Below are 26,580 nucleotides of genomic sequence, written 5' to 3'. Positions count from 1 at the left end.
TACAAAGAATTTACAACTCTTCAACACTGATTAGGTGATCAACTGCCTTAACCATGCCAAGGATCTGTGGATTTACTTCTTTTTCCACAGTTTTGTTGATTTTTCCTAAACCAAGTGCTTTAATTGTGCGTTTTTGTCTTTCAGGACGACCGATCAACGATCTAACCTGAGTAATACGGATCTTTGCCATAACAGATTAAATTTTTGATTAGCCGTTAAAAACTTTGCTCAATTTCACTCCGCGTTGTTCCGCTACCATGCGTGGATCACGCATTTTTAGTAACGCGTCGAAAGTTGCTTTAACCACGTTGTGTGGGTTAGAAGAACCTTGCGACTTTGCCAATACGTCATGAACACCTGCTGATTCAAGCACTGCACGCATCGCACCACCTGCGATAACACCAGTACCTGCAGAAGCAGGTTTGATTAGCACGCGTCCGCCACCGAATTTACCTTTTTGAGGGTGTGGTACAGTACCTTTCAATACTGGAACCTTCATAAGGTTTTTCTTAGCGTCGTCGATGCCTTTAGTGATTGCATCAGTTACTTCGTTAGCTTTACCTAAACCATAACCTGCAACACCATCACCGTTACCTACAACTACGATAGCAGAAAAGCTGAAGCGTCTACCACCTTTTACTACTTTAGCAACACGCTTAATAGCAACAACTTTTTCTGTAAGTTCTAGATCGGCTGATTTTACTTTTGTTACGTTCTGTTTCATCTCTGACAACTTCTTTAGAATTTCAAACCACCTTCTCTAGCACCTTCTGCTAACGCCTTCACTTTACCGTGGTAAAGGTAACCGTTACGGTCAAATACAACCGTAGAGATACCAGCAGCTGTAGCTTTTTCAGCAACCTTTTTGCCTACTTCTGAAGCCAAAGCAATGTTCGCAGATTTGCTATCAGCATTAATCTCACGAGAGCTTGTGGCAACAACAGTACGGCCGTTTAGGTCGTCGATCAACTGCACATAGATTGCAGTGTTACTCTTATATACAGAGAGTCTAGGACGTTCTGGAGTACCAGAAACTTTCTTACGAATGCCCCTTTTGATTCTCAGTCTTCTCAGATCTTTCTTAGTGGCCATACTTGTTATTTTTTACCAGCAGCTTTACCTGCTTTTCTTCTAATCTCTTCACCAACATACTTCACGCCTTTACCTTTATATGGTTCTGGCTTTCTGAATGAGCGAACTTTTGCAGCTACTTGTCCAACTAGTTGTTTGTCTACACCTTCGATAGTAACAACTGGAGCTTTACCTTTAGCTGTTTCAGCACTCACCTTGATTTCCGCTGGAACTTGGAAAAGGATACGGTGTGAATAACCAAGATCAAGGTCTAATAATTGACCTTGTACCGATGCTTTAAAACCAACACCAATTAACTCTAATGACTTTTTGTATCCTTCAGACACACCAGTCACCATGTTTTGAGTTAAAGCTCTATAAAGACCGTGTAATGAACGGTGGTCTTTATGATCTGATGGACGTACGAAACGTACTTCAGAACCTTCAATCTCAATATTGATGTCTTTGTTGATTTCCTGTTGCAACTCACCTTTAGGGCCTTTCACTACTAATACGTTAGCATCAGTAACTTTTACCTCAACACCTGAAGGGATAGTAACAGGTTTTTTACCAATTCTTGACATGGTTTTTACTATTACGGCTTAAGGCTTTCGACTAAGGAAAGCGGTCAGCCAATTATTTAATAAAAGTATTTCTATTACTCTTAGTATACGTAGCAAAGAATCTCTCCACCAACGTTTAATTCGCGTGCTTCTTTGTCAGTCATCACACCTTTCGAAGTAGAAAGGATTGCGATACCTAAACCGTTTAATACACGCGGCATGCTCTTAGCGTTAGCATACTTACGGAGACCTGGACGTGAAACACGCTCTAAGTCAACAACCGCAGGTTGCTTAGTTACTGGGTGGTATTTCAAAGCGATTTTAATTACACCTTGAGTATTTACACCATCCTCAAACTTGTAGCCTTGAACGAAGCCTTTCTCATGCAGTACCTTAGTCATCTGCTTCTTAATGTTAGAAGCAGGAACTTCTACGATACGCTTGTTAGCGCTAATCGCATTTCTAAGTCTCGTAAGGTAGTCCGCTATAGGATCTGTCATTGCCATTGCTTGCAAATATTTTTACAACACTAAATGTCGTAGGTTCCTAAATTTTAATTACCAGCTCGATTTTGTAACGCCTGGGATTTTACCTGCTGATGCCATTTCACGGAAAGTAACACGTGAAATACCAAACTTACGCATGTAACCTTTTGGACGTCCAGTTAATTTACAACGATTGTGTAAACGAACCGGTGAAGAGTTCTTTGGTAGGGCATCTAAACCTTCCCAATCACCTGCTTCTTTTAACGCTTTACGTTTTGCTGCATATTTTGCAACAAGTCTTTCACGCTTACGCTCTCTAGCTTTTATCGCTTCTCTTGCCATAATTTTTCGTGTTTACTACTTTTTCTTAAAAGGCATTCCAAATAATTTCAGAAGCTCATAAGCTTCTTCATCAGTGTTTGCAGAAGTAGTGAACGTGATGTCCATACCTGTCACTTTCTTTACTTGATCAATTTTGATCTCTGGGAAAATGATCTGCTCTTTCACACCTAAAGTGTAGTTACCACGACCGTCCAATTTATCTTTGATACCTTGGAAGTCACGCTCACGAGGAATAGCAATTGTGATCAAACGATCTAAGAATTGATACATTCTGTCACCTCTTAATGTTACACGAGCACCGATTGGCATATCCTCACGTAATTTGAAGTTCGAGATTGATTTCTTAGACATCGTTGGAACTGCTTTTTGACCAGAGATAGTAGAAAGTTCTTCTACTGCGATGTCTACAAGTTTTTTATCTGCAACTGCCTCACCAACACCTCTGTTGATGATGATTTTTTCCAATTTTGGAACTTGCATTACAGACTTGTAATTGAAACGCTCCTTTAATGCTGGAACGATTTCTTCCTGGTATTTGTCCTTTAATCTTGTCGCTGTAGCCATTAGTCGATAAATTTTCCAGTGTTCTTAGAATATCTTTTCAACTTACCGTTTTCGTCTTGCTTACGACCTACGCGAGTTGATTCTCCCGTTTCAGGATCGATTAACATGATGTTAGAAACGTGAATTGGTGCTTCCATTTTTTTCACACCGCCCTCAGGCTTTTCAGCTGTTGGTTTGATGTGCTTAGTTACCATATTCACACCTTCAACAGTAGCACGTTCCTTCTCACGGTCGACAGTAAGTACTACACCCTCTGCACCTTTATGGTTACCAGAGATGATCGTTACTTTGTCGCCTTTTTTGATATGGAATTTCTTATTCATAACTCTTAGAGTACCTCAGGTGCTAACGAAACGATTTTCATAAATTGCTTCTCACGAAGCTCTCTTGCGACTGGTCCGAAGATACGAGTACCTCTTGGCTCGTCCTGCGGGTTTAATAAAACCGCAGCGTTGTCTTCGAAACGAATGTAAGAACCGTCCTTTCTACGAACTTCTTTTTTTGTTCTTACAACAACCGCTTTAGATACAGTCCCTTTCTTAACGTTTGAAGAAGGGATAGCTGACTTCACAGAAACGACAATTTTGTCGCCTACTGAAGCATAGCGTTTTTTAGTACCGCCTAATACACGAATACATAAAACTTCTTTTGCTCCTGAGTTATCTGCTACTGACAGTCTTGATTCCTGTTGTATCATTCTCCTATCCTATTAAGGATTCTTTTTTTGGTGATTGTAAAAAATTAATTTTCGATGGATCGAAAAAGGAATTACTTCGCTTTCTCTACGATCTCCACCAATCTCCAACGTTTACGCGCACTCATTGGGCGCGTCTCCATGATTCTAACGGTATCTCCGATACCTGCAGTGTTGCTGTCGTCGTGCGCCATAAATTTCTTAGTCGTCTTGATGAACTTACCGTACATCGGGTGCTTTTGACGTGTTTCCACTTGCACTGTGATTGACTTATCCATTTTGTCGCTTACAACGATTCCAGTACGCTGCTTTCTGAAGTTTCTTTCCATGATCCTCTGTCAGGTATCTTAGTTGTTAACTTTCTCGATGGCTCTTAAGACCATCTTCTTGTTTACAGGTGCTAAAAACGTTGATTTGTTCAAAAACTCAGTGATTGACTCACGAGTTACGTTCTCAGCTTTAACCTTTTCCTCCAACTCAACAGTCACTTTCGCATGTAAAGCTGTTTTTAAACGAGCTACTTGCTTTCTTAGTGAACTAAGTTGCATTGGGTTCTCCAATGGTGATACTGCATGAGCATAAGCTAAATCTTCAAGTTGCTTTTGAGAAGTTTTGATGTTCTCTGCTAACTCTTCTGAAGACATTGCGTTCACCTGCTTTTTTAAATCTAGTGTTTTCATCTTCTAAGCTTATCCTACGTAGTCTGGTCGAACTACAAACTTCACTTTGATTGGGAGCTTTTGTGCAGCCAATCTCATTGACTCCTGAGCTCTCTCGATTGATACTCCATCAGATTCGAACAAGATTGTTCCGGCTTTCACTGGAGCAACCCAATAAGCAGGGGCACCTTTACCCTTACCCATACGTACCTCGGCTGGCTTTGAAGTAACTGGCTTGTCAGGGAAGATACGGATCCATACCTGACCTTCACGCTTCATCGCACGAGTCATCGCAATACGAGATGCCTCAATTTGACGAGCAGTGATCCAACCACCTTCAAGAGCTTTCAAACCGAAGCTACCGAAAGAAACGCTATGACCGCGTTGCGCGATACCATGGCTTCTACTTCTTTCTTTTTGTCTCTTTCTGAACTTGACTCTTTTTGGCTGTAACATTTTCGTTCTGTTATTTACCTACACGCAGGAACCTCCTGCGATTTCTTATGCCTAAGTGCACAAACTTCTCGGAGAACTTAAGCGTTTGACGCTAAATTCTTTTATAACAGAATTAATATTTCTTATTATCTAAGTAGTTTAGGACTTGCGCTCATGTCTGATTATAAACGTAGTTTCCCGAGGTTTGGAATGCAAAAGTATAACACTTTTTTTTGTAATCCAAGTAGTTAGCGAAAATATCTACATGAATTTAAAATCTTTTACATTTGACAGCCAAATTTTTAAGTTTTGCTATTGAGTAATACTTGCTTTAGGTCTAAAAAGTTAGTTTTGATGACATTTGTTTGGATATTACTTACTCTGCATCAGGCAATTCAAGTAACATAATCACTGGCAAGGTACCTTTGATATTGTATTTTTCTTTCGCAAAGCTAGAAACTTCAACACCGTTGTTATCCCAACCTAGCCAAATCACACCGTCTTTTATCATTAAAGCTTCCGCCATACCGTATTTTACAGGTTCATAAAGCTTTTTACCATCTTTACTTGCTACTTCTTGATAACTGAAGTGCTGTACCACTTTACGCGTCGAAGGATCTATTTTAGCAATACATAAAGCATTTCTTTCTATTCCATAAAGGTAACCTTCATAAAAATAAAGATCTGCAAAATCTTTAGAACATGTTTTTCTAACATCATATTCCTCTATGATTGTCTGCGTCTTTAGGTCTATCTTAATTATAAATCTTGGGTCTCTTTCTTTTGCTAAATATAAAACCTGCTTCTCTTTATCAATTGCAATCCCTTCAAAACCTGCGTTTTTAGCCCATTTCTTTTTAGGTAACTTTAGTTTACTCCAATCGATTTGAAGTTGTGATGCATTACCATCTTTTAAGTCAACCTTATAAACTTCATTATTTGCCTCATTAATCAAATAAGCATCTTCATTATGCAACGTGATGCCTTCGATATCTATATTCACTCCTAAATCAAAAGAAACTTTAGATGAAACTGTCCAGTCATTTTCTCTCCAGTTTAATTTATAGATATGATTATTTTCTTTTTTATCAGCAATAACATATATATCATCTCCTTTATATGTGATACCACTTAAGTCAAAACGACCCTCATATTCAGTCATTTGCTTAATATCCAGCAATTTTAACTCATGAATTTTCTGACCTAATGTTGATAATGAGGTAGCTAGGAAATAAAATAAAATTAGAATTAGTCTCTTCAATGTTCAATAAAATTATGAAGTACATAAGTACTTGTTTCTGATTTAATACAGAAGCTCTATGGCTCTGTTGCAACTTCGGTAGTATCAGGAACATACTGTAAAGCTCCAATATCTGGAGGTGATGTTCTTGGCACTCCGACTTGATCCATATTAATTCCTTCTACATCAATCCCTGCTCCTCTAGCCGGGCTTTCTTCGGATATCTGATAGTTATATGAATAAGGAACTTTAAAATATGGATCCTGATTTAAAATATTCGATGGATCAAAATCCTCTTCATTAGTCTTCAATAAATTGTGTACTACACTTATATTATTAACTCCGTCAAGGATAGAAATTTCATTACTTAAGCTTCCCCAAATAATATTATTCTTCAGCGTCAAATCTATGGGCGTCAAAACTCCTTTATCATCGGCCACAGCTTCAAATGCTAAAGAGGGTCTATCTCTAAAAAATCCTGTATTTTCATTGACTACAGTATTATAGAGAAAATTACAAATACCTCCTGATGCATGAGCATAAGCATAGCTTACTGTATGACTAATAATTGAATTGACAACAGTAACATCAGCCTTGATAACACTTACGCCAACCTGAGAAATATTCTCAATTGTTGAGTTTTCAATAAGTAAATCAATCTCATCATCCTCATCAGGGTGATAAATGTAGAGCCCAAAGGTAGCATTTTTTAAGTGAACTCCCTTTACCTCATTGTTATTACTAAGTGAATCAAATATTATCCCGCCCCATTGTCCAGGTGAATTGAAGTACCTTCCATCTGTTCTAATACTTTCTAAACGTATAGTATCTTGTACAGTTCCTTGCAATTTTAATGAACCGCTCACTTGAATCTTTGCATCATTATTGAAAACCATCTTAGCTCCGGCCTCAACAGTCAAAGAAGAAGATTCCGCCACATAAAGCGAATCCATAATAACGTACGGTCTCCCTTTAGGCCAAACTACATCTCCTATCACAATTGCGCCTCCTGCTACATAAAATGGATCTTCAGCAAAAGCACTAAGAATCACTTCCTGTCTATTGCCATTCGTAAATAGGTTTACACTCCCTGTAAACTCTCTAATATCATCTTTATTTTCATGAGGAATATTAGCTTCTGCAAAGATCAGCATACTGTCACCTCCTCTCAAGAATGTATTCTCTACTTTATCAGAAGCTTGTCCATTGATCAATAGCTGATATACATTATCAGGGTCAGAAAGTGAGATTTCAGCAATATTTACTGCATTTTCACTTCTATTGTATACCGTAAAACGCTGGGTTGTACTAGGCATATCAATCCCTTCATCCACTTTTGATGTATATAAAGTATCAAAGAAGACGGTATCTTGCGAAAACGATAATCTTAAATTTGGGTCTGTGGATAATATCTCATCTTGAGGATCACATGAAGTAAAAAAAATTAACCCAATAGCTATATAAAAAAATGGATGAATAGATCTCAAACTAATATTATTTAGTGTATTGCTTATTAAATTGATCGTATAGCGTTTTATCAAATTCCTTTGCTGTTGGATTTGCATTTGAAGCTGTTGCTGGTTTTACCCAATCCAAAAAGCCTTTTCTCCATACATACGCTAAGCCTACAATCAATATTCCTACAAAAAGAAATATCTCTACCAAGGCAAACCAACCCCATACACCATTGGTCTGCTCTATTTTTTCAGCATCACCAAATACGGTTGCCCAAGGGAATAAGAATAAAATCTCTACTTCAAAAAGAAGAAAAATCAAGGCAATGATATAGAAACGGATATTGAAACCGCCCCATGCTGAACCTACCGGATCTTCACCACTTTCATAGGTTGTCAGTTTTTCATGACTTGGTCTGTTAGGACGCATAAAACTTGCCGCCATTAATCCGCCTAAAACAAAAATGACACCTACAATGATGAATAAAGCGATATTCCCGAAGTCTGTTAGGATTTGATTGCTCATAAAAATAGAAAATTCGAGGTTGAATTATTTCTTTTGTATAAATTTCGGGATAAAAATACTAACCATATAAACACTATCATAACATGGCCGTACTTTTTGAGACATTTTTAGAATGGAAAGAGTATTGTGAAAAGAAAAATGTTCCTCTTTATCAACCTGTTCTTGAGTATGAAATCAGAGAAAAAGAACGCACTAAAGAAGAAATCCAAACTGCTCTTGAAAACGCTTTCCTAGTCATGAAAGATGCTGTAAAAACAGGTCTTCATGAAGATATGACCTCTAGATCTGGAATGATCGAAAATGGAGGCAAAAAGGTAATGAAAACACCTGTCAACGTACTTTCTGAGGAATTTAAGCTACTAGTGGCACGTGCTTTAGCGGCCAAGGAAGTCAACTCCTGCATGGGTAGAGTTGTTGCCGCGCCAACGGCAGGTGCTTCAGGTATTTTACCAGGTGTACTTGTTACATTACAGGAACTTCATAAAATTGAAGATGAAAAAATCTATGAAGGTCTTCTTATTGCCGCTGGTATTGCACTGATTATGGAAAAAAAATCGGGTATTGCAGGTGCTGTTGGTGGTTGTCAGGCTGAAACGGGTACTGCCGCCGCAATGTCTTCCGGTGCAATCGTTCACTGTCTAGGCGGTAATATTGATATGATTTTTAATGCTGTAGCGATTACTACTCAATGCATGTTGGGACTCGTTTGTGATCCAGTAGCCGGTTTAGTAGAAGTACCATGTGTGGTAAGAAATGCCAGTGCAGCGGCTATTGCCAATTCTTCTGCTCAAATTGCCTTAGCGAATGTCAGCGGGGTTATTCCTGTGGATGAATGTGTAGATGCAATGGGTGAAGTGGGACAAAGCATGGAAGACCGCTACAAAGAAACGGCTTTAGGTGGTTTGGCGGCTACTCCTACCGGAAAGAGTATCTCAAAGAAAGTTTTAATTTCAGATATTGATATTATAGATTCTAGTGAAGAATAATAATTTCAACTAAGGCATGAAACACAAAAAGGTTACTTGTGACTTTGAAATATTTCACAAGTAACCTTTCTAGGTGCATAATACTGTTTGTATATATAATCTTGTATTGATAAAAAACTAGAGAATATATCCCTCAAATTTTTTATTCAACTCCATCTTATTTCTTACCTTTTCTTCTTCAACATACAGGTCAAGATTCTTGATCGCAGTTTCAAAACGATCTGCGTAGTTTTTATACTTAGTAGAATGAGATGAAGTATTTTTTTTCTTAAAGTTAAAAGTTACCATAACATCATAATTAACGAATAACAAATTGGACTAAAAACTTATAAATATCCAGATAAAGCTTTTGTATAGATTAGACAATTGGTATTGAGAAATAGACAAAAAAGTTCCTATTTTTTTTCATTTTTTTTGATTTCTTCCCAATACTTATCCATCTCTTCTAATGAAAGACTCTCGAAATCAACATTTTCGCGACTCATTTTCTCTTCCATTTGATTGAATCTATTGATGAATTTTTTATTCGTTCTCTCCAAGGCATCAGAAGGATTCACATTCAAGAAGCGGGCATAATTGATCATTGAGAACATAACATCACCGAATTCATCTTCAATTTTATCCAAGTTATCCGCACCATTATCATGAGCAATCACCTCTTCCTGCAGCTCTTGTAACTCTTCCTCCACTTTCTTGTAAACATCTTCTTTATTGTCCCATTCAAAACCAACTCCTGCTGATTTATCCTGAATTCTTAATGCTTTCAACAATGCAGGCAGTGACTTCGGTACTCCACCTAAAACCGTTTTATTTTTATTCTCTTTTTCTTTCAGTTTTATCAACTCCCAATTTCGGCTTACCTCTTCTGCATCTGCTACCTCAACATCACCGTAAATATGTGGATGTCTTACGATCAGTTTCTCACAAATAGAATTAAGCACGCTCTCTATATCGAAATCTCCTGTCTCAGAACCGATTTTGGCATAAAACACCAAATGAAGCATCACATCGCCCAGCTCTTTTTTAATTTCTGCTTTATCGTCTTCAATGATAGCATCAGAAAGCTCATATACTTCCTCAATAGTCAGGTGACGTAATGATTCTAAAGTTTGTTTTTGATCCCAAGGGCATTTTTCTCTGAGGTCATCCATAATATCTAATAACCTTTTAAATGCTCTTAACCTTGGATCTTCAATCGTCCTATCTCCTTTCATTCTTTTTTTACTTTTATTTCAAAAGATTCCGCTTAATATTGTCAATTAGAAACACATTATTGTACTAATCAAGTAAAAATTGAAGAAAGAAATCAGAAATCAATAAATTCTATATGAAAATGAAGTCCGCACATCCTCAAAAACAATCAATGACCCATACCGAAATCACAGAACGTTTATCTAAATATACGACTCCTGAGGCTGCAACGATTTTTGCCCATTGGATATTGAAATATCAGATTTATGTGACTATTAAAGGTGGAAGAAAAACCATCAACGGCGATTACAGACCTCCGCAAAGAGGGCACGGCCATAAAATCAGTATTAATTCTACTTTAAACCCTTATCAGTTTATCATCACTTTTACACATGAAGTAGCTCACTTGCTCACTTGGGATAAATACCAGAATCATGTTGCTCCTCATGGAAAAGAGTGGAAAAGTAATTTTGGAAAATTATTGGATGTATTACTGAACAATAAAATTTTCCCTTCCAATCTGATTGAAGAAGTTAAAGAACATAAAAAAAATCCTTCTGCTTCGAGTGGAAACGATATTTCTTTGAAAAAAGCACTAGCATTTTATGATCAGGAACAAGACCACTCTACCCTATATTTAGAGGATATTCATGACAATGATGCGTTTTCTATGGAAGATGGAAGAATTTTTATTAGAAATAAAAAATTGCGCAAATATTATTTGTGTACTGAAAAATCCACAGGCAAGCAATTTAGAATCAACTCCTTAGCCAAAGTAAAACTTCTCAACAACTTAAATCACGAGAAAGCTTGTTAACGACTGTTTAATTAAAAATGAAATTTTCTTTGGCAGATAGTTTGAATAAACAACTTTTTTCCCCACTTTTGCATCGCTTTAAGCGAAAAAGGTACTTTTCTAGTATCTGGTGATGTAGCTCAGTTGGTAGAGCATCGGACTGAAAATCCGTGTGTCGGCGGTTCGAATCCGCCCATCACCACAAGTCTAAGGTTAAACAAGACTCTAAAACAGTTTCCCGGTGATGTAGCTCAGTTGGTAGAGCATCGGACTGAAAATCCGTGTGTCGGCGGTTCGAATCCGCCCATCACCACAAGTCTAAGGTTAAACAAGACTCTAAAACAGTTTCCCGGTGATGTAGCTCAGTTGGTAGAGCATCGGACTGAAAATCCGTGTGTCGGCGGTTCGAATCCGCCCATCACCACAAAAGCAAAGCTTATCCATTTGGGTAGGCTTTTTTTGTATCCTACAGTTAGGCTTTTATGTATTTAGAGAATTAAATTTCATTTTAATTAAAATTTAATTCTCTAAAAAACAATAGATTAAAATAAACATCAAAAATAAATTCAAAATATGTTTGGTGTATTCAAAATTAACCCACATATTTGCACCCGCTATCACACAAAGATAGCACATAGAGAGTTGGCAGAGTGGTCGAATGCGGTGGTCTTGAAAACCATTGTACCGCGAGGTACCGGGGGTTCGAATCCCTCACTCTCTGCAAACACAAAGCATCAAATCGAAAGGTTTGATGCTTTTTTTATGCCCTTTTGAAAATGACTGTCGAATATTTTTTATTTTGTAAAAAGTATTCAAAACAGTAACACATTACTATGACAGCTTCTCTCCGAACGTTTACTATTCTACTCTTCTCAATTATTTATTTTAATGTAGCTAATGCTCAAAAGAGTGACTCACTTTGGGGTATTTGGATCGATGAAACTATTGATCAAAAAGAAAGAGTAAACGCACTGAATGAATACTCTGAACATTATCTAAAGATCAATGTAGACAGTGCACTTCACTTTATCGAAATGTCGGTTGCTTTTGCTAAAGAAAACGGAATTATAGAGCAACAAACCTATATGCAGTTAGGGAGAGTATTAAGACGAAATTCAAAAAATGAAGATGCCATAGAAGCCTACAAAAAAGCCATTGTAATCGCAGAAAAAACCGATGACAGCCTTTCTATTGCCAATTCTCTTTACCTCATAGGAGTAAGCTATTACTATATGGGAGACTATGAACATGCTATTTCTTATTACAAGGAAAGTAAAAATAAGGTAGAAATGATGGGCAATAAACGTGGAGTCGCGAATATCTCTTCTAATATCGGTATCATCAATATGCGTCAAAATCAGTATGACAGTGCTGCTTCTAATTTTGAAGAAAGTATTAGACTCTACCTTGAGGTTGACCTACCTCAAAAGACAAATGTACCCATGCTTAATTATGCTTTGCTAAAGGAAAGATTAGGTGATTATCAAGGAGCGATGGATTTATACATGAAAAGCTTAGCAATTAACGAAAAGGAAAAGGATGAAAGTTCTATTGCTTATGTCTATACTAATATTGCTCAGATGTATCAAAAATTAGAGGATAATGATAAATTCTTTGAATACAATGAGAAAAGCCTTGATATATGGATTAAGCTCAACAACAAAAGAAATATTCTCTATAACCTCACCAATGTTGGTTCTATTTATTTTGAAACGGGAGATTATGATAAAGCATTAGAATATTTCAATAAATGTGTTCCCTTATCCAAAGAAATTAAAGACAAGAATGGTATCGCAAATGTTCTTCTCAAACGTGGAGTACTTTATATCGAAACCAATCAACTGAATAATGGAATTAAAGATATAAAAACTGCTTTTGACTTATATAAGCAACTGAAAGATGGTTCTGGAATAGCATTGTCACACCAAGCATTAGGAAAATATTATACTGCTATTGGTAAAAATAAATTGGCGATCACCAACTTGAAAAAAGCCTACGAACTGGCGGTTGATTCTGATATTGAAATTCAGAAAAATGTAGCAGAAGACCTTTACAAAGCGTATGAAAAAGCAGGTAAAAAGACACTCGCTTTTGAAGCCTACCGCAATTATATTATTGCTAGAGATAGCATCGGCAATGACAAAAACCAAAAAGAAATTGTACGGAAAGAATTAAAATATAATTATGATAAAAAAGCCTTAGCAGACAGCCTTGCTTTTGAAAACCAAAAAGCGATTCAAACGGCAAAACTTGAAAAAAGTACTACTCAACTTCGCCTTTCCTTGGTCATCCTTCTGATTGTGATCATATCAGTGGTTCTACTTTATAGAAGAAATCAAACCATCAAAAATCAAAACAGTACGATCACTTCACAAAATGAAAAGCTTACTGATCTTACCGATGAGTTGAAAGGACTGAATGAAAGTTTAGAGAAAAAGGTAGAGGAAAGAACTTTTGAAATCACAAAAATCAACAAAGAACTGAAAGCAAGTGACGAACGTTATGCCTATGCTTTGGACGCTTCTAATGATGGAATATGGGATTATAATGTAAAAGAAGGTCAGATCTCTTTTAGCCCTGCCATTTATACGATGCTGGGATTTGAACCTTATGAGTTTCCCGAAACGAGAGATAGTATTTATGACTTATTACATTCAGAAGAAAAAAAGATAACGACCCGGAAAGCTCACCACTTGTTTATTATAAGGCAGAAAACCGATTTTCTGGAAGATGAATACCGTTTGGTAGGCAAAAATGGAAAAGTAGTTTGGGTACAATCGAAAGGTAAAATTGTTGAAAAAGATGAACAAAATAAACCGCTTCGGATAGTGGGTACACATACCGACATCACTGCTCAAAAGCTGAAAAATCAAGAAATGCTTGAAGCCATCTTAAGAACAGAAGACGCTGAAAGGAGTCGTATTTCGAAAGAAATCCACGATGGCTTGCAACAGACTTTAATTATCAGTTTTATGAACATCCGACATTTTAGAAGCAAAATGAAAGATATTCCAGAAAGCATTAAAGAGAAGTTTGAGTTGGGATGGAAATATTTAGAGCGATCAATCGAGGAAGCTAGAGGAGTTGCTCATGTTTTGATGCCGAAGTCCATTGTAGATTATGGTGTTTTAGCTGCCTGTCAAATGTTGATTGATGATATGAATAGTTCAACAGATGAAATTACTTTTGACTTCCAACATAACTTGGCTTCTGAACAACTTCCAAACCAACAGATTGAAATTACGCTTTACAGAATATTACAAGAAAGCCTGAATAATGTCATGAAATACGCCAAGGCTTCAGAAGTCAATATTCAATTGTATGATTATCAAGACTCCTATTCTTTGACGGTTGAAGATAATGGAATTGGCTTTGACACTTCCAGACTGAAAGACAAAGAGGGACATGGTTTCAGAAATATCAGAAACCGACTAGATGCTATCAATGGCTCCTTGGAGGTAGACAGCCGAGAAGGTGATGGAACGACAATTATTGTTGAAATTTCAAAGACGATTTAAAAGTCAATCAAGTTGGTTCCTATTACGTAAAGGATCAATCCTGCAATATTTTTACTCCCCGTCTTTACCAAAAGATTCCGTTTGTGTGCCTCCACCGTTTTCATACTTACAAACAAGGCTTCTGCAATTTCAGTATTCGAATATTCCTTTAGAATTAATTCTAAGACCTCTTTTTCCCTTTTTGACAATTTCACCTCATTGACCATCCTTTTAGCGTGAGGCTTTGTTTTTTGAATGCTATTAATGATGATTTCTGTGACTTTAGGAGAAAAATAAGTACCTCCTGTTGATACTGTTTTAATTGCCATCAATAACTCTTCCTGCTTACAGTCTTTCAATAAATATCCACTTGCTCCTTCAGCTAAAAACTGCTTTACGTGTCTATGGTCATCCATCATGGTTAAACCCAAAACTTTTACCTCAGGGTGAAGACTACTCATCTGTTTGGCTAGTTCTATACCGTCCATTTCCGGCATATTCAAGTCAGTCACTACAATATCGGGTTGGGATGATTTTAATTTTTCAAGACAGTCCACACCATTTTCTGCTTCTCCGATACATTCTATTTCTGAAGATTTTTCAAAATAGGTTTTCAAACCTTCACGGATCATTTCATGGTCGTCTACTAAAAATATTTTAATCATAGTGTTTGTTAAAATGGAAGAGCTTTTAATTTTCTATTAAATATAACCATCACTTTTTAATGTTGTTTGAAAAAGTAAGGGAAACCCTAGTTTTTCTATTTTCAGAATTTCACCATCGGTTAAGGAGAGCACTCGCCGTAGCTTTGTAATATCAAAATTCAATCAAATCATCAAGAAAATGAAAAAAGATATCATTGCTAAAGTGGCATTAGCTTCAGTGCTATTATCTGGCTGTAATACTACCCTGCCAACTACTGATACTGTTGAAGAAATCAAATCAGATTCTAATTCAATGGATACTAGAATTGGGAAATTAGATTTTACTCATGGTTTTGAAAATGGTTACCCAACGGAAGAAACTGTACATCTTTTGTTTGATGAAATGGACTTCCAACGTGCCACTCAAGCTTATATTTGGGCTACACCTTATGTTTCCTTTTTACAATGGCAGCACTCCTTCCATCATGATTTAGGACTTAAAAATGGACAGATCATATTGCATGAATCTTATAAAGACAGAGTGGGCGGTTTGACTTACAATGCCACAACTCCTTATGCACTTACTTTTATAGAAGTACAAGATGACCCTTGGATTATGGAAGTACCAGAAGGAGGCGTTAGAGGATCGATGTCCAATATGTGGCAAATTGGCTTGGCTAGTTTTACAGAACCTACCAAGTTTTTAATATTAGGACCAGAAACGAAATTGCCAGAAGGTGATTTATCAGAATATAAAGTCGTAAGGTCAAATACTAATTCAGTCATGACAGGTCTTCGATTAATGTCACCTGATAAAGCAGAACGCATGAAGGTATTGGACAATTACAACATCTATCCTTACTCAGAACGTGAAGATCCACATCCTAGAGGATATATTGAAACCAATGAAAGACCTTGGATGGCGGCTGCACCAAGAGGTTTGGAATATTTTGAACGTTTAGCAGAAGGAATCAATGCCAATGGTCCTATTCATGAAAGAGACCGTTTCTTTATGGCGATGTTGAAACCGCTAGGCATCGAAAGAGGGAAACCTTTTGAACCTACATTGTATCAAAAAGAAATTCTAACGGAAGCCGCTTACGTTGGGGAAGCAATGACTAAAGCGATAGATTTTGATGGAACTGAACGCCTAGAAGATGCTCCGTACATGGAGGGATCAGCGTGGGAAATTGCCACTACTTCACCTCCAAACCAACGTCGTGAAAATATGGATGCTTTAGACGGACGTGCAGCTTGGTTCTATGAAGCCGTTTCTAATGACATCGCTATGCACGGTATGGTCAATGGAGGATATGGTCAAGTTTACCTTACTTCTTATAAAGATGCTGATGGCGATTGGTTAGACGGTGGACAGAATTACCGTTTACGTCTTCCAAGTAATCCTCCTGCAAAAGCATTCTGGTCAGTGACATTATATGAAGTGAGTACTCGTACACTCTTGCAAAATGAGATTCAAAAAGCAGATCTATCATCAAGACAGGATTTAAAAGTAAATATGAACGGTTCTATTGACCTTTACTTTGGTCCAAAAGCTCCAAAAGGATTTGAAAGCAATTGGATTCAAACTGAAGAAGGTCGTGCTTGGTTCCCTTACTTCAGATTCTATTCTCCTGGAAAAGAAGTAGTAGACCGCACTTGGGTACTACCTGATATTGAGAAAAAGTCCTATTAAGAATACCTTTATGACACCATAAGCCCTCTTCTGAGGGCTTTTTTTGTACCAAAATTTTAAATATCAAAAACTAAGGGAAACCCTAATTTTTTAGATCTAACCTTTCCCTAAAGGATAGAAAAGGAGATATAACCACCTTTGTAATAGATAATTAAACAATCTCATTTATCAATCTAAACAATAAGAAAATGATTAATTTAAATTCAAAAAAAGCGGTAATTGCAAGTCTTATGGTAGCATCTAGTTTTCAGGCATTAGCACAAACAGATCACCCTAATAGTAAGATGAGTGCTTTACCACAAACGAACCCTTGGTTAACTGAAAGTGTTTATCCTACTTCACATCATAACCCAGCACAAACGGATGTATCACCTATTGCAGGTCCAGCATTTAGTATGCAATTAAGTAAAGATCAGGTAAAAACTATCCCTGCCGTTTTCAACTCTAATCCTACTACTAAACATATCGGAAAAGATAGAATTATCATGATTAGTGGTGTTAATGGAGTGAGAAAAGTGCTTGCTACTGGCGATCAGTTCGAGCAGGTTTCTTTCTTACCTTACCCAGGTTTGGAAGGTGCAGAACCAAATGAAATCATGGAAGTAGTTGACCGTATGGACAAAGCACGTTTTGCTCATGATGATAAAGCCATTTTAGCGGAATCAAAAAACATGGCGGATCTTGGTTTCACCTTTAAAACAGTAGCCAATGGAGTATATAACTTGTTTGATAATGAGGGCTACCACTACTCCATGTATAGTGGTGTAAACATTATGAAATCAACTGATAATAATGATGTAAATGCACCTCAGCAATTGGTAAAAACAGCCAATATCACTGACGGTCTTCCTGCTGATCTTGCAAAAAATGTAACAAGAGCCGTTGGTTTTGGCATGACTTACGATGGTCACTTGGCAGTTGCCGCTCCAGGAATGGTAGGTTTATATTCTCGTGATTTAGATCTAAAAGGTTATATCACGTTCCCTGGTGAAATTGTAGATAACAGTATCGCAATAGATGAATCAGGTATCTATGTAGTGACTTCTGAAAATATGTACAAAGTAGTATGGACAGGTGATAAACTATCTTATGATGAAAAAGATGGTGGTTGGAAAGCACCTTATGATACCATGGACGGTGAAAAAGCAGTAGCCATGGGTGCGTTATCACGTGGTAGTGGTACAACTCCTACTTTGATGGGCTTCGGTGGTGATGAAGACAAATTGGTTCTTATTGCTGATGCTGATGAAAACGGAACAAAACTAGTCGCTTTCTGGCGAGATCAAATCCCTTCCAACTTTAAACAAAAAGAAGGAACAAAATCACGTAGAATTGCGGATCAAATCAGAGTAGATGTCAGCGATCTTACTATCGAACCTTCTCCTGTTGTGATGGGAAATAGAGTCGTTGTAATTAACTGTACATTCCCTGAACCTTCAGAAACAAGAGGAGATATTTTTGGTAATGCAATGACATCAGGTGTCACTCGTCATGCACCAAGAGGTATCCAACAATTTGTTTGGAATACAGAAGAAAACAAATTCGAGAAGTCATGGACTAATATGACGATTGATAATACGGACACAATGGTGCCTCACGTATCTGCCAAATCGAACGTCATTTACTTTGCCAACAAGGTAGGCTTGAACTACGAATACACTGGTTTGGATTGGAACACTGGTGAAATGGTAGGTCGTTGGAAAATGCCAACAGAAAGTGCTTACTACAACAACTGGGGTGGTATCGGGTACTTCCTTGAAGATGGGGATTTAATCCTTGGTGGATTCTTCAGTGCCAAACGTATTAATTTTGAAAAATAAAAATTTACATATCAATTTTTAGAAAGATCTACGGTAATTCGTAGACTATACTTTTGAGCCCTCTTCGGAGGGCTTTTTTACGTTCAATACTATCGATTTAAAAACTAAGGGAAACCCTAATTTTTTAGATCTAACCTTTCCCTAAAGGATAGAAATGGAGATATAACCACCTTTGTAATAGATAATTAAACAATCTCATTTATCAATCTAAATTCTAAAAAAATGAAAAAGTTCTTCACTTCAATTGCTATTTTACTTTTAAGTTTAACGTCCTTATATGCTCAGGATAAAAAAGGACCTTCAGCAGAAGAATTAGCCAAAGCCAATAACCCATTAGCTGACCTTGTCGCTTTCAATATTCAGCATTATGCTCGTCCTGCTTTAAATGAAACTACGGGAGGAGCTGCAAATTCTACTTGGATGCGATTTGCAATGCCAACAGGTCGTGTGTTATGGAGATTATCAGCTCCGCTGGAAACTCGATTTATCAATAATGAAACAACTAATTTCAGTAAATCAGGTCTAGGTGATATTGATTTAACTGCTTTCTATTTGGGTGTAATGAAACCAAAAATCACTTTTGGATTTGGTCCATCAGCAAGTTTCAATACAGCAAGTGATGCGGCATTGGGTAGCGGAAAAAATACATTAGGTGCTGCCGCTGTTGTTTATGCCATCGCTAGTCCTCAATTCCAATATGGTGGATTAGTAACATGGAGAACAGACATCGGTGGTGATCCAAGCCGTGATGGTGTGAATTTATTAGCGGTACAACCTTTCTACTTCTGGCAATTAGGAAAAGGATTATACTTCAGAGGTGCACCAATTATGACTTTTGATATGGAAACTGGCAACTACGCTGTTCCAATTGGTTTAGGTATGGGTAAAGTAGTAAAACTAGATAAAACGGTTTTAAACTTCTTTGTTGAACCACAACCAAGTGTTATCGTGCATGGAGCAGGTCAACCTACATTCCAAGTTTATGGAGGGTTGAATATGCAGTTCTAGAAAACAAAAAGAGTATATTATAAACACGAAGAGGCTGTTCAAAATAAGAACAGCCTCTATCTTCGTAAAGAATCAACCAACTATTATTTTATCTTTAAATCTTCTAATCTTGTTTCTCTAGGCCCCAAATAAGACTTCTTCAATCCTCCAAAATCCATCACTGCTTTATCCAACACCACTCCAGGATCTAAATAATAAATCTTCAAGGTATGTTTTCCTGGCGTAGTGATATAATGAGAGGAAGTATGAATAGAGGAATTTCTTCTTACATTATTTCTCCATCGATCACTATCAATTTCTGCCCCTACATAGATAGTCTTTGGTGACTCATCATCTACGGAAATCGCGAAACGATGCAATTGGAAACCATTGATAGGGTAAGTCGGTAATACGTAGGTGGAGATGTCAAATCGACCTGTATTGAACGTATAGAATTCGTATTCCACATGAGCATATTTATCATTTCTTGCCCAATGTCCGGCGGTTTTAGCGTGATTATTATCGATGGTCAATGAGGCACCTGTAATTCCAAGTCCTTGATTGACCACCCAATTGACTTCTTCTTTATTTACTTTTTGATGGTATTTCTCCAAAGGAATGGAAATCACACCATTTTTCTCAACAAATACACCTTGAAGACTGTCTGAATCAATTTTAGTATCAAAAGCCTTTACATAAATAATTTCCTCTTCCTCTCCACTTATTATACGAATGCTTCCCGTTGAATTAAACTTTAGTTTAGTCCAATCTACCGTCACCAAAATTCTTTCCTCTACCACCGTAGTCCCTGAAGTTTTACTCAGTTGAATCCAATCTTCACTCACTTCAGCAGACCACTTTAGAGGTTCCTTTCCTTTATTAAAAACATCGATATAATAAGTTTCTTGATAATGTGAGGTAAATGCAGGCAGGCACAAAAGGTTATTGATTCCGATGGAAGGTTCATTCTCTTCTACCATTACTCCTAACTCTGCCTTCTGAGGAATATCAATTTCAGTCGTAGGAGGTAATTTCGCAAAGGTTGCTCCTTGTGATTGAATCTCTGAGATGATACCTTTCCACTTTCCATCTAATAGTGCTCCATATTCATCTGTCAGCCACTTTGTGCTATCATGATAGGCTTTGACTTCTGAAATGAGTTGGTTGGTACCAGAATGCTTTAATGAAGCATACCATCTGTTTTTATGGGCTAAAAGCAATTTATGATTCATAAAATGTGCTCCACGTACAGGATAGTAAACCAACTCAAAAAAGGCTTCTTGGTCTTTTTCCGGCATTAAACTTCTTAGTTGATTTGCACGATGACTTAATGCTTTAAATTCCGAAAGTCTCGATTCCGCTTCTCTGTAATTGGTAAAACTAATATCAGAATCTTCAATTCTTTCTCTCCATCTTGAACTCGAAAATTCTTCTCCCCAACCCATAAATTCAGGTTTCCTCGTAAAATTGATTTGATAATAATCATACATCAAGTCGGCACATTGCTTTCCTAATTCATCTCCAAAAATATCTTGATACCATTGGTACATATGATCAAAAACAGTCTCTCTTTTTATTGAATTGACATCCCATGCTAAATCAAGGAAAAACTGTGTATTGTATTCCGTTGGTTTGATATCACCTACATTCACCATCCACACTCTATCCGCTTTATAATCATACGCTTTTTTCATTTCTTGATAAATCAATGCGGGGTTGGTAGTACTCAACCAAGTGTATTCATGTGGATTTCCTAAGTAAGCGATATGATAATAGACACCACTTCCTCCAGATCTTTTTTGCTCTAAAGGATCGCTGAGTCTACGGATATAACCATAGTTATCATCCACCCACATTAGCGTAATGTCATCAGGCACTTTTAATCCATTATTGTAGAGATGCAACACCTCGGCATAAGGCACAAATATCTGAGGAACTTCTTCTGCTGATTTCTCTGTATGCTTTGCCAAAATAGATCTTTGATCTTGGATCGCTTCTTCTACCAATTCTATTTTTCTTTCCACTGAGAAACCGCCCTCCATAGCATGATCATGAATACCTCTGATACCTATCGTGTAAAGGTTTTCATAAGGAGCATTTTCAGAAACTCTCTGATCCAATACCTTACAGATTCCTTCTCGATTGGTGGCATAATTCCACTCTCCCATGGTCTTTTTATCCCATTCTGTGGCATTATTGAATAAGACAGGTTCGCAGTGAGAAGAACCCATTACGATTCCGTATTGATCAGCCACTATTTTATTGTCGGCATATTTATTAAAGGCACCAGTACACTCATGCATTGCAGGCCATAGGTAATTTGCTTTTAAGCGTAACAGCAATTCACATACTTTAGCGTAAGTTTTTGGCCCAATATCTCCCAACTCCTTTTCAAAGTTTTTAGCACTCCACGGATGCAATCCCCAATCTTCATCGTTGATAAAAATCCCTCGATATTTCACATCAGGTGATTTACTTTTAAATCCTTTATGATTAACGTAAAGTGATTTCTTTTTTTCTACTGAAACATCTGCCCACCAATACCAAGGGGATACACCCATTTGCTTGGAGATTTCAAATACTCCGTAAGCTGTTCCCCTTCTATCACTCCCCGTAATCACTAATGCTTTTTTCTTTTTATTCCAAGGATTAGAAATCACTTGAATACTGTATTTTTCCCATTGATTAGTCAGCCCAACAGTATCGATTAAATTCTTTTCAACTAAGGCCGAGATCACTTTACTGTTATTTAGAGAACCAATAATTATCACATTTTCTTTTGGGTGTTTTGAAGTGGTTACTTTCGGTGTTTTACTACTTACTAATTGATAATCTTGAGTAAAATGTTTGACAGTAGTTTTTACAACCTCATAATCTTCTTGAGCAAATAGTATGGTAGGTATTTTCCCATTTTCGATTAATGGAAAAGCTGACGGATGATATTTTTCTGTAATAATATTTTGAGCATTGACTTCAAAAATCAACAGTCCATAGATGAAAAAATAAAAAAGAGATTTCATGGTTTTACGTGTTCTTTTCATAAGTAATAATTCCACCTAAAGATCCTCTGAAAGACTTTTTTATTCAAAAAACGGGGTCATTCAAAAATTATACAAAGACACAAAAATTTATTACACCACATCTGTTCACCTGTTTATATATTCAGTAAAAGGGAAAAATTTATCAGTTTAATTAAATACTGAAAATGAACAGATTACTTATCATTACTGGGGTACTTTTTTATCTTATTCTTCAAACTAACACTTCTTTGATAGCACAAGAAGATAGTATTTCACATTATATTCAATTATACAATACGGTCATTCAGCATGATTCTGCAAAAATAAAGGAACTTCAAAATTGCTATGATTATTTTACTTCAAAAAAAGACTCTACTTGGATGATCAAGGCCCTATTAGGACTCTCTGACCACAATGCTCGAAAAGGAAATTACAGTGATAGCTATACCCATATTTGGAAAGCTCAAGATCTTGCTGAACAATACAATCATTTCACTTTACTCTATGAAGTCCACAAACACATTGCTCGGCTTTATAATGTTTTTGACAAGAATGAGGAAGCTTTTTCTCATGAAAAACAGATGCTTCAATTTGCAAAACTAGCCGTTGAGAAAGGCGAGTTAACACCAAAGGCAATCATCTCCTGTTACTATAATTTCACGCTCCATTATCGTATTGAACGCGATTATCAAAAAGCATTTCATTACTTGGATACCTGCTATACGCTAGCGGAACAAATGAGTTATACCGAAAAGCAGAAAGTTTATTTAGATACGGAAAAAGGAAATATTCTTATGCTTCAAGGTAAAATAAATGAAGCCCTTCCCATCCTACTAAAAGCTAAAGAACACTTTGAGCGGTTTAATCCATTTTACCTTACCATCATTTATTATTACTTGGGCAGTGCCTATATAAAACTTGAAAAGTGGCCGATGGCAGAAAGTTATTTTAGAAAAGCTTTGCGAAATATTGAAGTCAAACACGCTCATTACGATACTAAAGCAGAATGCTTAAAATTGTTGGCTTTCACATTAAATAAGCAACAGCAATACAAAGAAGCTTATCAATTAATGAATGAATCCAAGGAAGTAAATGATCAACTCTTCAGTGCAAAGAGTAATCAGAATGCTGGACTGTTAGATATTAAGAATAACTATTTGGAGGAACTAAAAGAAAGGGATCAAGCCTTACTTCAAACTGAAAATGAACTAGCACATCAAAAAGCAAAAAGTCTTCAATATTCTATCCTTTTTGTAGTGGTCATTGCTTTTTTTATCATCATTCTTCTAATCATACATTCAAGACAGAAACAACAAAAATTTAAGGCTGAAAGGGAAAAGCAACAGCTTGAAGCGATGCATCAGGAAGAGAAAAATAAGGTTTTATTTGAAATAAAAAATAAAGAACTGACTTCTTTTACATTACAGTTAATTGATAAAGAATCACTCCTCAATGAATTAATGAGTGCAATCAAGATACATGCTTCGGAAAATAAAGCATTAATAAAGTTGGTGAAGTTGAATACCAAACATCGCATTCAATTATGGAATGAATTTGACCGACGATTTATTGATGTAAATAAAAATTTTTATGATAACCTAAAAAGTAACTTCCCTGAATTAACTTCTACTGAATTGAAGCATTGCGCCCTTATAAAATTACATTTCTCGGCTAAAGAAATGGCACAATTACTTAATATTTCTATCAATGGTGTCAATACTTCGAGATATAGAATTCGAAAAAAACTGAAGCTTGAAAGAGAAGAGAGCTTATCAAATGTAATTGACCGGTATTAGCTGATCCTACTCCAGTTCGTTACTGATTTTTTCACCAAGAGTGACTGCTGATGTTTGATAATTCCATGTTCTTCTTTTGCTAGATCAGGATCTTCATCAATCAATTTCTCTGCAACTCCTCTCACATATTGCAATAAAGCGGCATCTTGACCAATATCTGCGTGACGTAAATCGAGCACACCACTTTGCTGAGTACCTTCAATATCTCCAGGACCTCTCAACTTTAAATCTGCATCGGCAATTTTAAAACCATCAGTTGTATCTACCATAGTTTGAATACGGACTTTTCCATCTTTAGAAAGCTTATCACCTGTCATCAAAACGCAATAAGACTGCTCTGCCCCTCTACCAACACGACCTCTCAACTGATGCAATTGGGCAAGTCCAAATTTCTCAGCATTTTCTATAATCATGATAGAGGCATTCGGGACGTTTACACCAACTTCAATTACGGTTGTTGCTACCATAATATGTGTTTTACCGTCAGCGAAACGTTGCATTTCTGCATCTTTGTCCGCAGGTTTCATTCTGCCATGCACAATGCTGACTTTATATTCAGGAAATGCTCTTGATACTGCTTCATAACCTTCTTCAAGATTTTTATAATCCAAAGTTTCTGATTCCTCAATTAATGGGTAAACGATGTAAGCCTGACGACCTAATTCTATTTGCTCTTTCATAAAACCAAATACTCTCAATCTCCCTTTTTCAAATTTATGCCAAGTGATAATCGGTTTACGCCCTGCCGGTAATTCGTCAATAATCGACACCTCTAAATCACCATAAACGGTCATTGCCAACGTTCTTGGAATAGGTGTCGCAGTCATCACCAACATATGAGGTTTCGCTTTACTTTTCTTTTTCCAAAGCGCGGCTCTTTGTGCTACACCAAAACGGTGCTGTTCGTCAATCACACAAAGACCAAGATTATAAAAGTCTACTTTATCTTCAATTAAAGCATGAGTACCTACAATAATTTTCAACGAGCCATCTCTCAATGTCTCATCAATTACTCTTCTTTCCTTGGTTTTAGAGGAACCTGTCAGCAAAGCAATCGTCACGCCCATCTCATCTGCAAAAGGCTTCAACCCATTATAATGTTGTTGTGATAAAATTTCTGTAGGCGCCATTAATGCTGATTGAGCATCATTATCGAGTGCCATCAACATACACATAAAAGCAACAATTGTCTTACCACTTCCTACGTCACCTTGTAGTAAACGATTCATCTGATAGCCACTTCGCATGTCATTATAAATCTCTCTTACCACCCTTTTTTGTGCTCCTGTGAGGTCAAAAGGCAATTGTTCTTTATAAAAAAGGTTGAATGTTGGGATTTTCTCAAAAACCTGTCCTCTAAATTTATCTGTCCTTTTCCCTGCCTTTGATGCTATTATTTTTAACTGAAGAAAAAAGAGCTCTTCAAATTTCAAACGATACGATGCTTGTGCTAAAGTTTCAGGTGATTTTGGAAAATGTGTCCAAGCAACTGCTAATCCTTTTGATATTAAATCATTTTCCTTGATAAGGTATTCCGGCAATGTTTCAGAAATAGAACGGTACACATTTTCAAGCAAAGTCCTCGTCAACTTCGCCAGCATTTTAGAGTCCATTCCCTTATTTTTCATTTTCTCCGTAGTATGATAAACAGGCACTAAGCCACCTTTCTGCGTACGGGGTGTTGAAGGATCGTATTCATCTAGTTCAGGATGTGAAAAAGACATTTTGGCACCAAATCGTTGAGGCTTTCCATAAAGGACATACCACTTCCCTACCGTCAATTTCTTTTCAATCCATTTCGCTCCTCTAAACCACACCAATTCAATCTCACCAGTTTCATCTGAAAAAGAGGCTACCAACCTTTTAGACCTTCCTTCTCCAACTGTATTCTTAAATGTTAGCCGACCTATTATTTGTACGGCTGTAGTATCATTGATTACTTCATCGACTTTGTAAAACCTTGTTCTATCCTCATGACGGAAAGGGTACTGCTCCAATAAATCGCCGAAAGTGTATACACCCAACTCTTTATTGAGAATCTCTGCCCTAACAGTCCCTACTCCTTTTAGATATTCAATTTTTGTATCAAAGATATTATTCACTTGCTTCCTCTAGGT

The 26,580-nt window shown here is 36.9% G+C and carries 26 protein-coding genes and 4 tRNA genes; 11 read left to right on the top strand and 19 right to left on the bottom strand.

Going from position 1 to position 26,580, the window contains the following annotated elements; all coding sequences use genetic code 11:
• Positions 1-10 precede the first annotated feature (10 nt).
• From rpmD to HHU12_RS00380, 15 genes are all read right to left on the bottom strand, one after another.
• Entirely contained in the window at positions 11-190 is a 180-nt protein-coding gene (gene rpmD, locus HHU12_RS00450) for a 50S ribosomal protein L30 (RefSeq protein WP_044203100.1), read from the bottom strand.
• A gap of 18 nt (positions 191-208) precedes the next feature.
• Positions 209-724: a 30S ribosomal protein S5 gene (gene rpsE / locus HHU12_RS00445; RefSeq protein WP_044203098.1), complete on the bottom strand. Its 516-nt coding sequence runs from the start codon at positions 722-724 to the stop codon at positions 209-211.
• Positions 725-738: 14 nt separating this feature from the next.
• A complete protein-coding gene (gene rplR, locus HHU12_RS00440) occupies positions 739-1,092 on the bottom strand; it encodes a 50S ribosomal protein L18 (RefSeq protein ID WP_044203097.1) in 354 nt (117 codons plus the stop codon).
• 5 nt (positions 1,093-1,097) lie between these two features.
• A complete protein-coding gene (gene rplF / locus HHU12_RS00435; protein ID WP_169654179.1) occupies positions 1,098-1,655 on the bottom strand; it encodes a 50S ribosomal protein L6 in 558 nt (185 codons plus the stop codon).
• Positions 1,656-1,735: 80 nt separating this feature from the next.
• Positions 1,736-2,134 carry a 30S ribosomal protein S8 gene (rpsH, locus tag HHU12_RS00430; RefSeq protein ID WP_062619153.1) on the bottom strand — a complete coding sequence of 133 codons (399 nt, stop codon included), beginning with the start codon at positions 2,132-2,134 and terminating at the stop codon, positions 1,736-1,738.
• A 57-nt stretch (positions 2,135-2,191) separates the two neighbouring features.
• Positions 2,192-2,461: a 30S ribosomal protein S14 gene (gene rpsN / locus HHU12_RS00425; protein WP_044203093.1), complete on the bottom strand. Its 270-nt coding sequence runs from the start codon at positions 2,459-2,461 to the stop codon at positions 2,192-2,194.
• A gap of 15 nt (positions 2,462-2,476) precedes the next feature.
• Positions 2,477-3,025 carry a 50S ribosomal protein L5 gene (gene rplE / locus HHU12_RS00420; RefSeq protein ID WP_169654178.1) on the bottom strand — a complete coding sequence of 183 codons (549 nt, stop codon included), beginning with the start codon at positions 3,023-3,025 and terminating at the stop codon, positions 2,477-2,479.
• Positions 3,025-3,348, bottom strand: a complete 324-nt coding sequence (gene rplX / locus HHU12_RS00415) for a 50S ribosomal protein L24 (RefSeq protein ID WP_169654177.1) — start codon at positions 3,346-3,348, stop codon at positions 3,025-3,027. The genes rplE and rplX overlap by 1 nt, the downstream gene beginning before the upstream one ends.
• Before the next feature lie 5 nt (positions 3,349-3,353).
• Positions 3,354-3,722, bottom strand: coding sequence for a 50S ribosomal protein L14 (gene rplN / locus HHU12_RS00410; RefSeq protein WP_044203087.1), 369 nt, complete (start codon positions 3,720-3,722; stop codon positions 3,354-3,356).
• Positions 3,723-3,793: 71 nt separating this feature from the next.
• Positions 3,794-4,048: a 30S ribosomal protein S17 gene (gene rpsQ / locus HHU12_RS00405; RefSeq protein ID WP_044203085.1), complete on the bottom strand. Its 255-nt coding sequence runs from the start codon at positions 4,046-4,048 to the stop codon at positions 3,794-3,796.
• A gap of 18 nt (positions 4,049-4,066) precedes the next feature.
• Positions 4,067-4,399, bottom strand: a complete 333-nt coding sequence (gene rpmC, locus HHU12_RS00400; RefSeq protein ID WP_063768999.1) for a 50S ribosomal protein L29 — start codon at positions 4,397-4,399, stop codon at positions 4,067-4,069.
• Between the two features lie 9 nt (positions 4,400-4,408).
• Positions 4,409-4,834: a 50S ribosomal protein L16 gene (gene rplP / locus HHU12_RS00395; RefSeq protein WP_044203083.1), complete on the bottom strand. Its 426-nt coding sequence runs from the start codon at positions 4,832-4,834 to the stop codon at positions 4,409-4,411.
• Between the two features lie 355 nt (positions 4,835-5,189).
• The gene (locus HHU12_RS00390) at positions 5,190-6,074 is read right to left on the bottom strand and encodes an SdiA-regulated domain-containing protein (protein WP_169654176.1); all 885 of its coding nucleotides are present in this window, start codon (positions 6,072-6,074) and stop codon (positions 5,190-5,192) included.
• Positions 6,075-6,130: 56 nt separating this feature from the next.
• Positions 6,131-7,540: a right-handed parallel beta-helix repeat-containing protein gene (locus tag HHU12_RS00385; protein WP_169654175.1), complete on the bottom strand. Its 1,410-nt coding sequence runs from the start codon at positions 7,538-7,540 to the stop codon at positions 6,131-6,133.
• A 7-nt stretch (positions 7,541-7,547) separates the two neighbouring features.
• Complete coding sequence (locus HHU12_RS00380) at positions 7,548-8,033, bottom strand: NADH-quinone oxidoreductase subunit A (protein ID WP_169654174.1); 486 nt, start codon at positions 8,031-8,033, stop codon at positions 7,548-7,550.
• Positions 8,034-8,116: 83 nt separating this feature from the next.
• Here HHU12_RS00380 and sdaAA point away from each other — a divergent pair, with 83 nt between their 5' ends.
• On the top strand, positions 8,117-9,019 hold the full coding sequence (sdaAA, locus tag HHU12_RS00375; protein ID WP_169654173.1) for an L-serine ammonia-lyase, iron-sulfur-dependent, subunit alpha: 903 nt from the start codon (positions 8,117-8,119) through the stop codon (positions 9,017-9,019).
• A 395-nt stretch (positions 9,020-9,414) separates the two neighbouring features.
• Here sdaAA and mazG read toward each other — a convergent pair whose 3' ends face one another.
• Complete coding sequence (gene mazG / locus HHU12_RS00370) at positions 9,415-10,233, bottom strand: nucleoside triphosphate pyrophosphohydrolase (protein WP_205959735.1); 819 nt, start codon at positions 10,231-10,233, stop codon at positions 9,415-9,417.
• 119 nt (positions 10,234-10,352) lie between these two features.
• On the opposite strand from mazG, the gene HHU12_RS00365 reads away from it, so the two are divergent.
• From HHU12_RS00365 to HHU12_RS00340, 6 genes are all read left to right on the top strand, one after another.
• Positions 10,353-11,027, top strand: a complete 675-nt coding sequence (locus tag HHU12_RS00365) for a SprT-like domain-containing protein (protein WP_169654172.1) — start codon at positions 10,353-10,355, stop codon at positions 11,025-11,027.
• 108 nt (positions 11,028-11,135) lie between these two features.
• Positions 11,136-11,208, top strand: a tRNA-Phe gene (locus HHU12_RS00360).
• A gap of 38 nt (positions 11,209-11,246) precedes the next feature.
• A tRNA-Phe gene (locus HHU12_RS00355) sits at positions 11,247-11,319 on the top strand.
• Between the two features lie 38 nt (positions 11,320-11,357).
• Positions 11,358-11,430, top strand: a tRNA-Phe gene (locus tag HHU12_RS00350).
• Positions 11,431-11,642: 212 nt separating this feature from the next.
• Positions 11,643-11,727 (top strand) — tRNA-Ser (locus tag HHU12_RS00345).
• A 112-nt stretch (positions 11,728-11,839) separates the two neighbouring features.
• Complete coding sequence (locus HHU12_RS00340) at positions 11,840-14,524, top strand: tetratricopeptide repeat protein (protein ID WP_169654171.1); 2,685 nt, start codon at positions 11,840-11,842, stop codon at positions 14,522-14,524.
• On the opposite strand, the gene HHU12_RS00335 is transcribed toward HHU12_RS00340, so the two are convergent.
• Positions 14,521-15,168 carry a response regulator gene (locus HHU12_RS00335; protein ID WP_169654170.1) on the bottom strand — a complete coding sequence of 216 codons (648 nt, stop codon included), beginning with the start codon at positions 15,166-15,168 and terminating at the stop codon, positions 14,521-14,523. The genes HHU12_RS00340 and HHU12_RS00335 overlap by 4 nt on opposite strands.
• A 178-nt stretch (positions 15,169-15,346) precedes the next feature.
• On the opposite strand from HHU12_RS00335, the gene HHU12_RS00330 reads away from it, so the two are divergent.
• The 3 genes from HHU12_RS00330 to HHU12_RS00320 all read left to right on the top strand — a co-directional run bounded on the left by HHU12_RS00330 (position 15,347) and on the right by HHU12_RS00320 (position 19,668).
• The gene (locus tag HHU12_RS00330) at positions 15,347-16,840 is read left to right on the top strand and encodes a DUF1254 domain-containing protein (protein ID WP_169654169.1); all 1,494 of its coding nucleotides are present in this window, start codon (positions 15,347-15,349) and stop codon (positions 16,838-16,840) included.
• Positions 16,841-17,028: 188 nt separating this feature from the next.
• Complete coding sequence (locus tag HHU12_RS00325) at positions 17,029-18,660, top strand: hypothetical protein (RefSeq protein ID WP_205959734.1); 1,632 nt, start codon at positions 17,029-17,031, stop codon at positions 18,658-18,660.
• Positions 18,661-18,882: 222 nt separating this feature from the next.
• On the top strand, positions 18,883-19,668 hold the full coding sequence (locus tag HHU12_RS00320) for a hypothetical protein (protein ID WP_169654168.1): 786 nt from the start codon (positions 18,883-18,885) through the stop codon (positions 19,666-19,668).
• Positions 19,669-19,751: 83 nt separating this feature from the next.
• On the opposite strand, the gene HHU12_RS00315 is transcribed toward HHU12_RS00320, so the two are convergent.
• On the bottom strand, positions 19,752-22,688 hold the full coding sequence (locus tag HHU12_RS00315; protein ID WP_205959733.1) for a glycosyl hydrolase 115 family protein: 2,937 nt from the start codon (positions 22,686-22,688) through the stop codon (positions 19,752-19,754).
• Positions 22,689-22,852: 164 nt separating this feature from the next.
• Between HHU12_RS00315 and HHU12_RS00310 the strand changes: the two genes are divergently transcribed.
• The gene (locus tag HHU12_RS00310) at positions 22,853-24,463 is read left to right on the top strand and encodes a tetratricopeptide repeat protein (RefSeq protein WP_169654166.1); all 1,611 of its coding nucleotides are present in this window, start codon (positions 22,853-22,855) and stop codon (positions 24,461-24,463) included.
• Here the strand turns inward: HHU12_RS00310 and recG are convergent.
• Positions 24,460-26,565, bottom strand: a complete 2,106-nt coding sequence (gene recG, locus HHU12_RS00305) for an ATP-dependent DNA helicase RecG (protein WP_169654165.1) — start codon at positions 26,563-26,565, stop codon at positions 24,460-24,462. The two genes, HHU12_RS00310 and recG, sit on opposite strands and share 4 nt — an antisense overlap.
• Between the last annotated feature and the right edge of the window lie 15 nt (positions 26,566-26,580).

Source organism: Flammeovirga aprica JL-4, from assembly GCF_012844305.1.
Taxonomy (GTDB): domain Bacteria; phylum Bacteroidota; class Bacteroidia; order Cytophagales; family Flammeovirgaceae; genus Flammeovirga; species Flammeovirga aprica.
The sequence above is the reverse complement of the archived record's forward strand: the minus strand, read 5'-3'. Positions and strand labels throughout refer to the sequence as shown.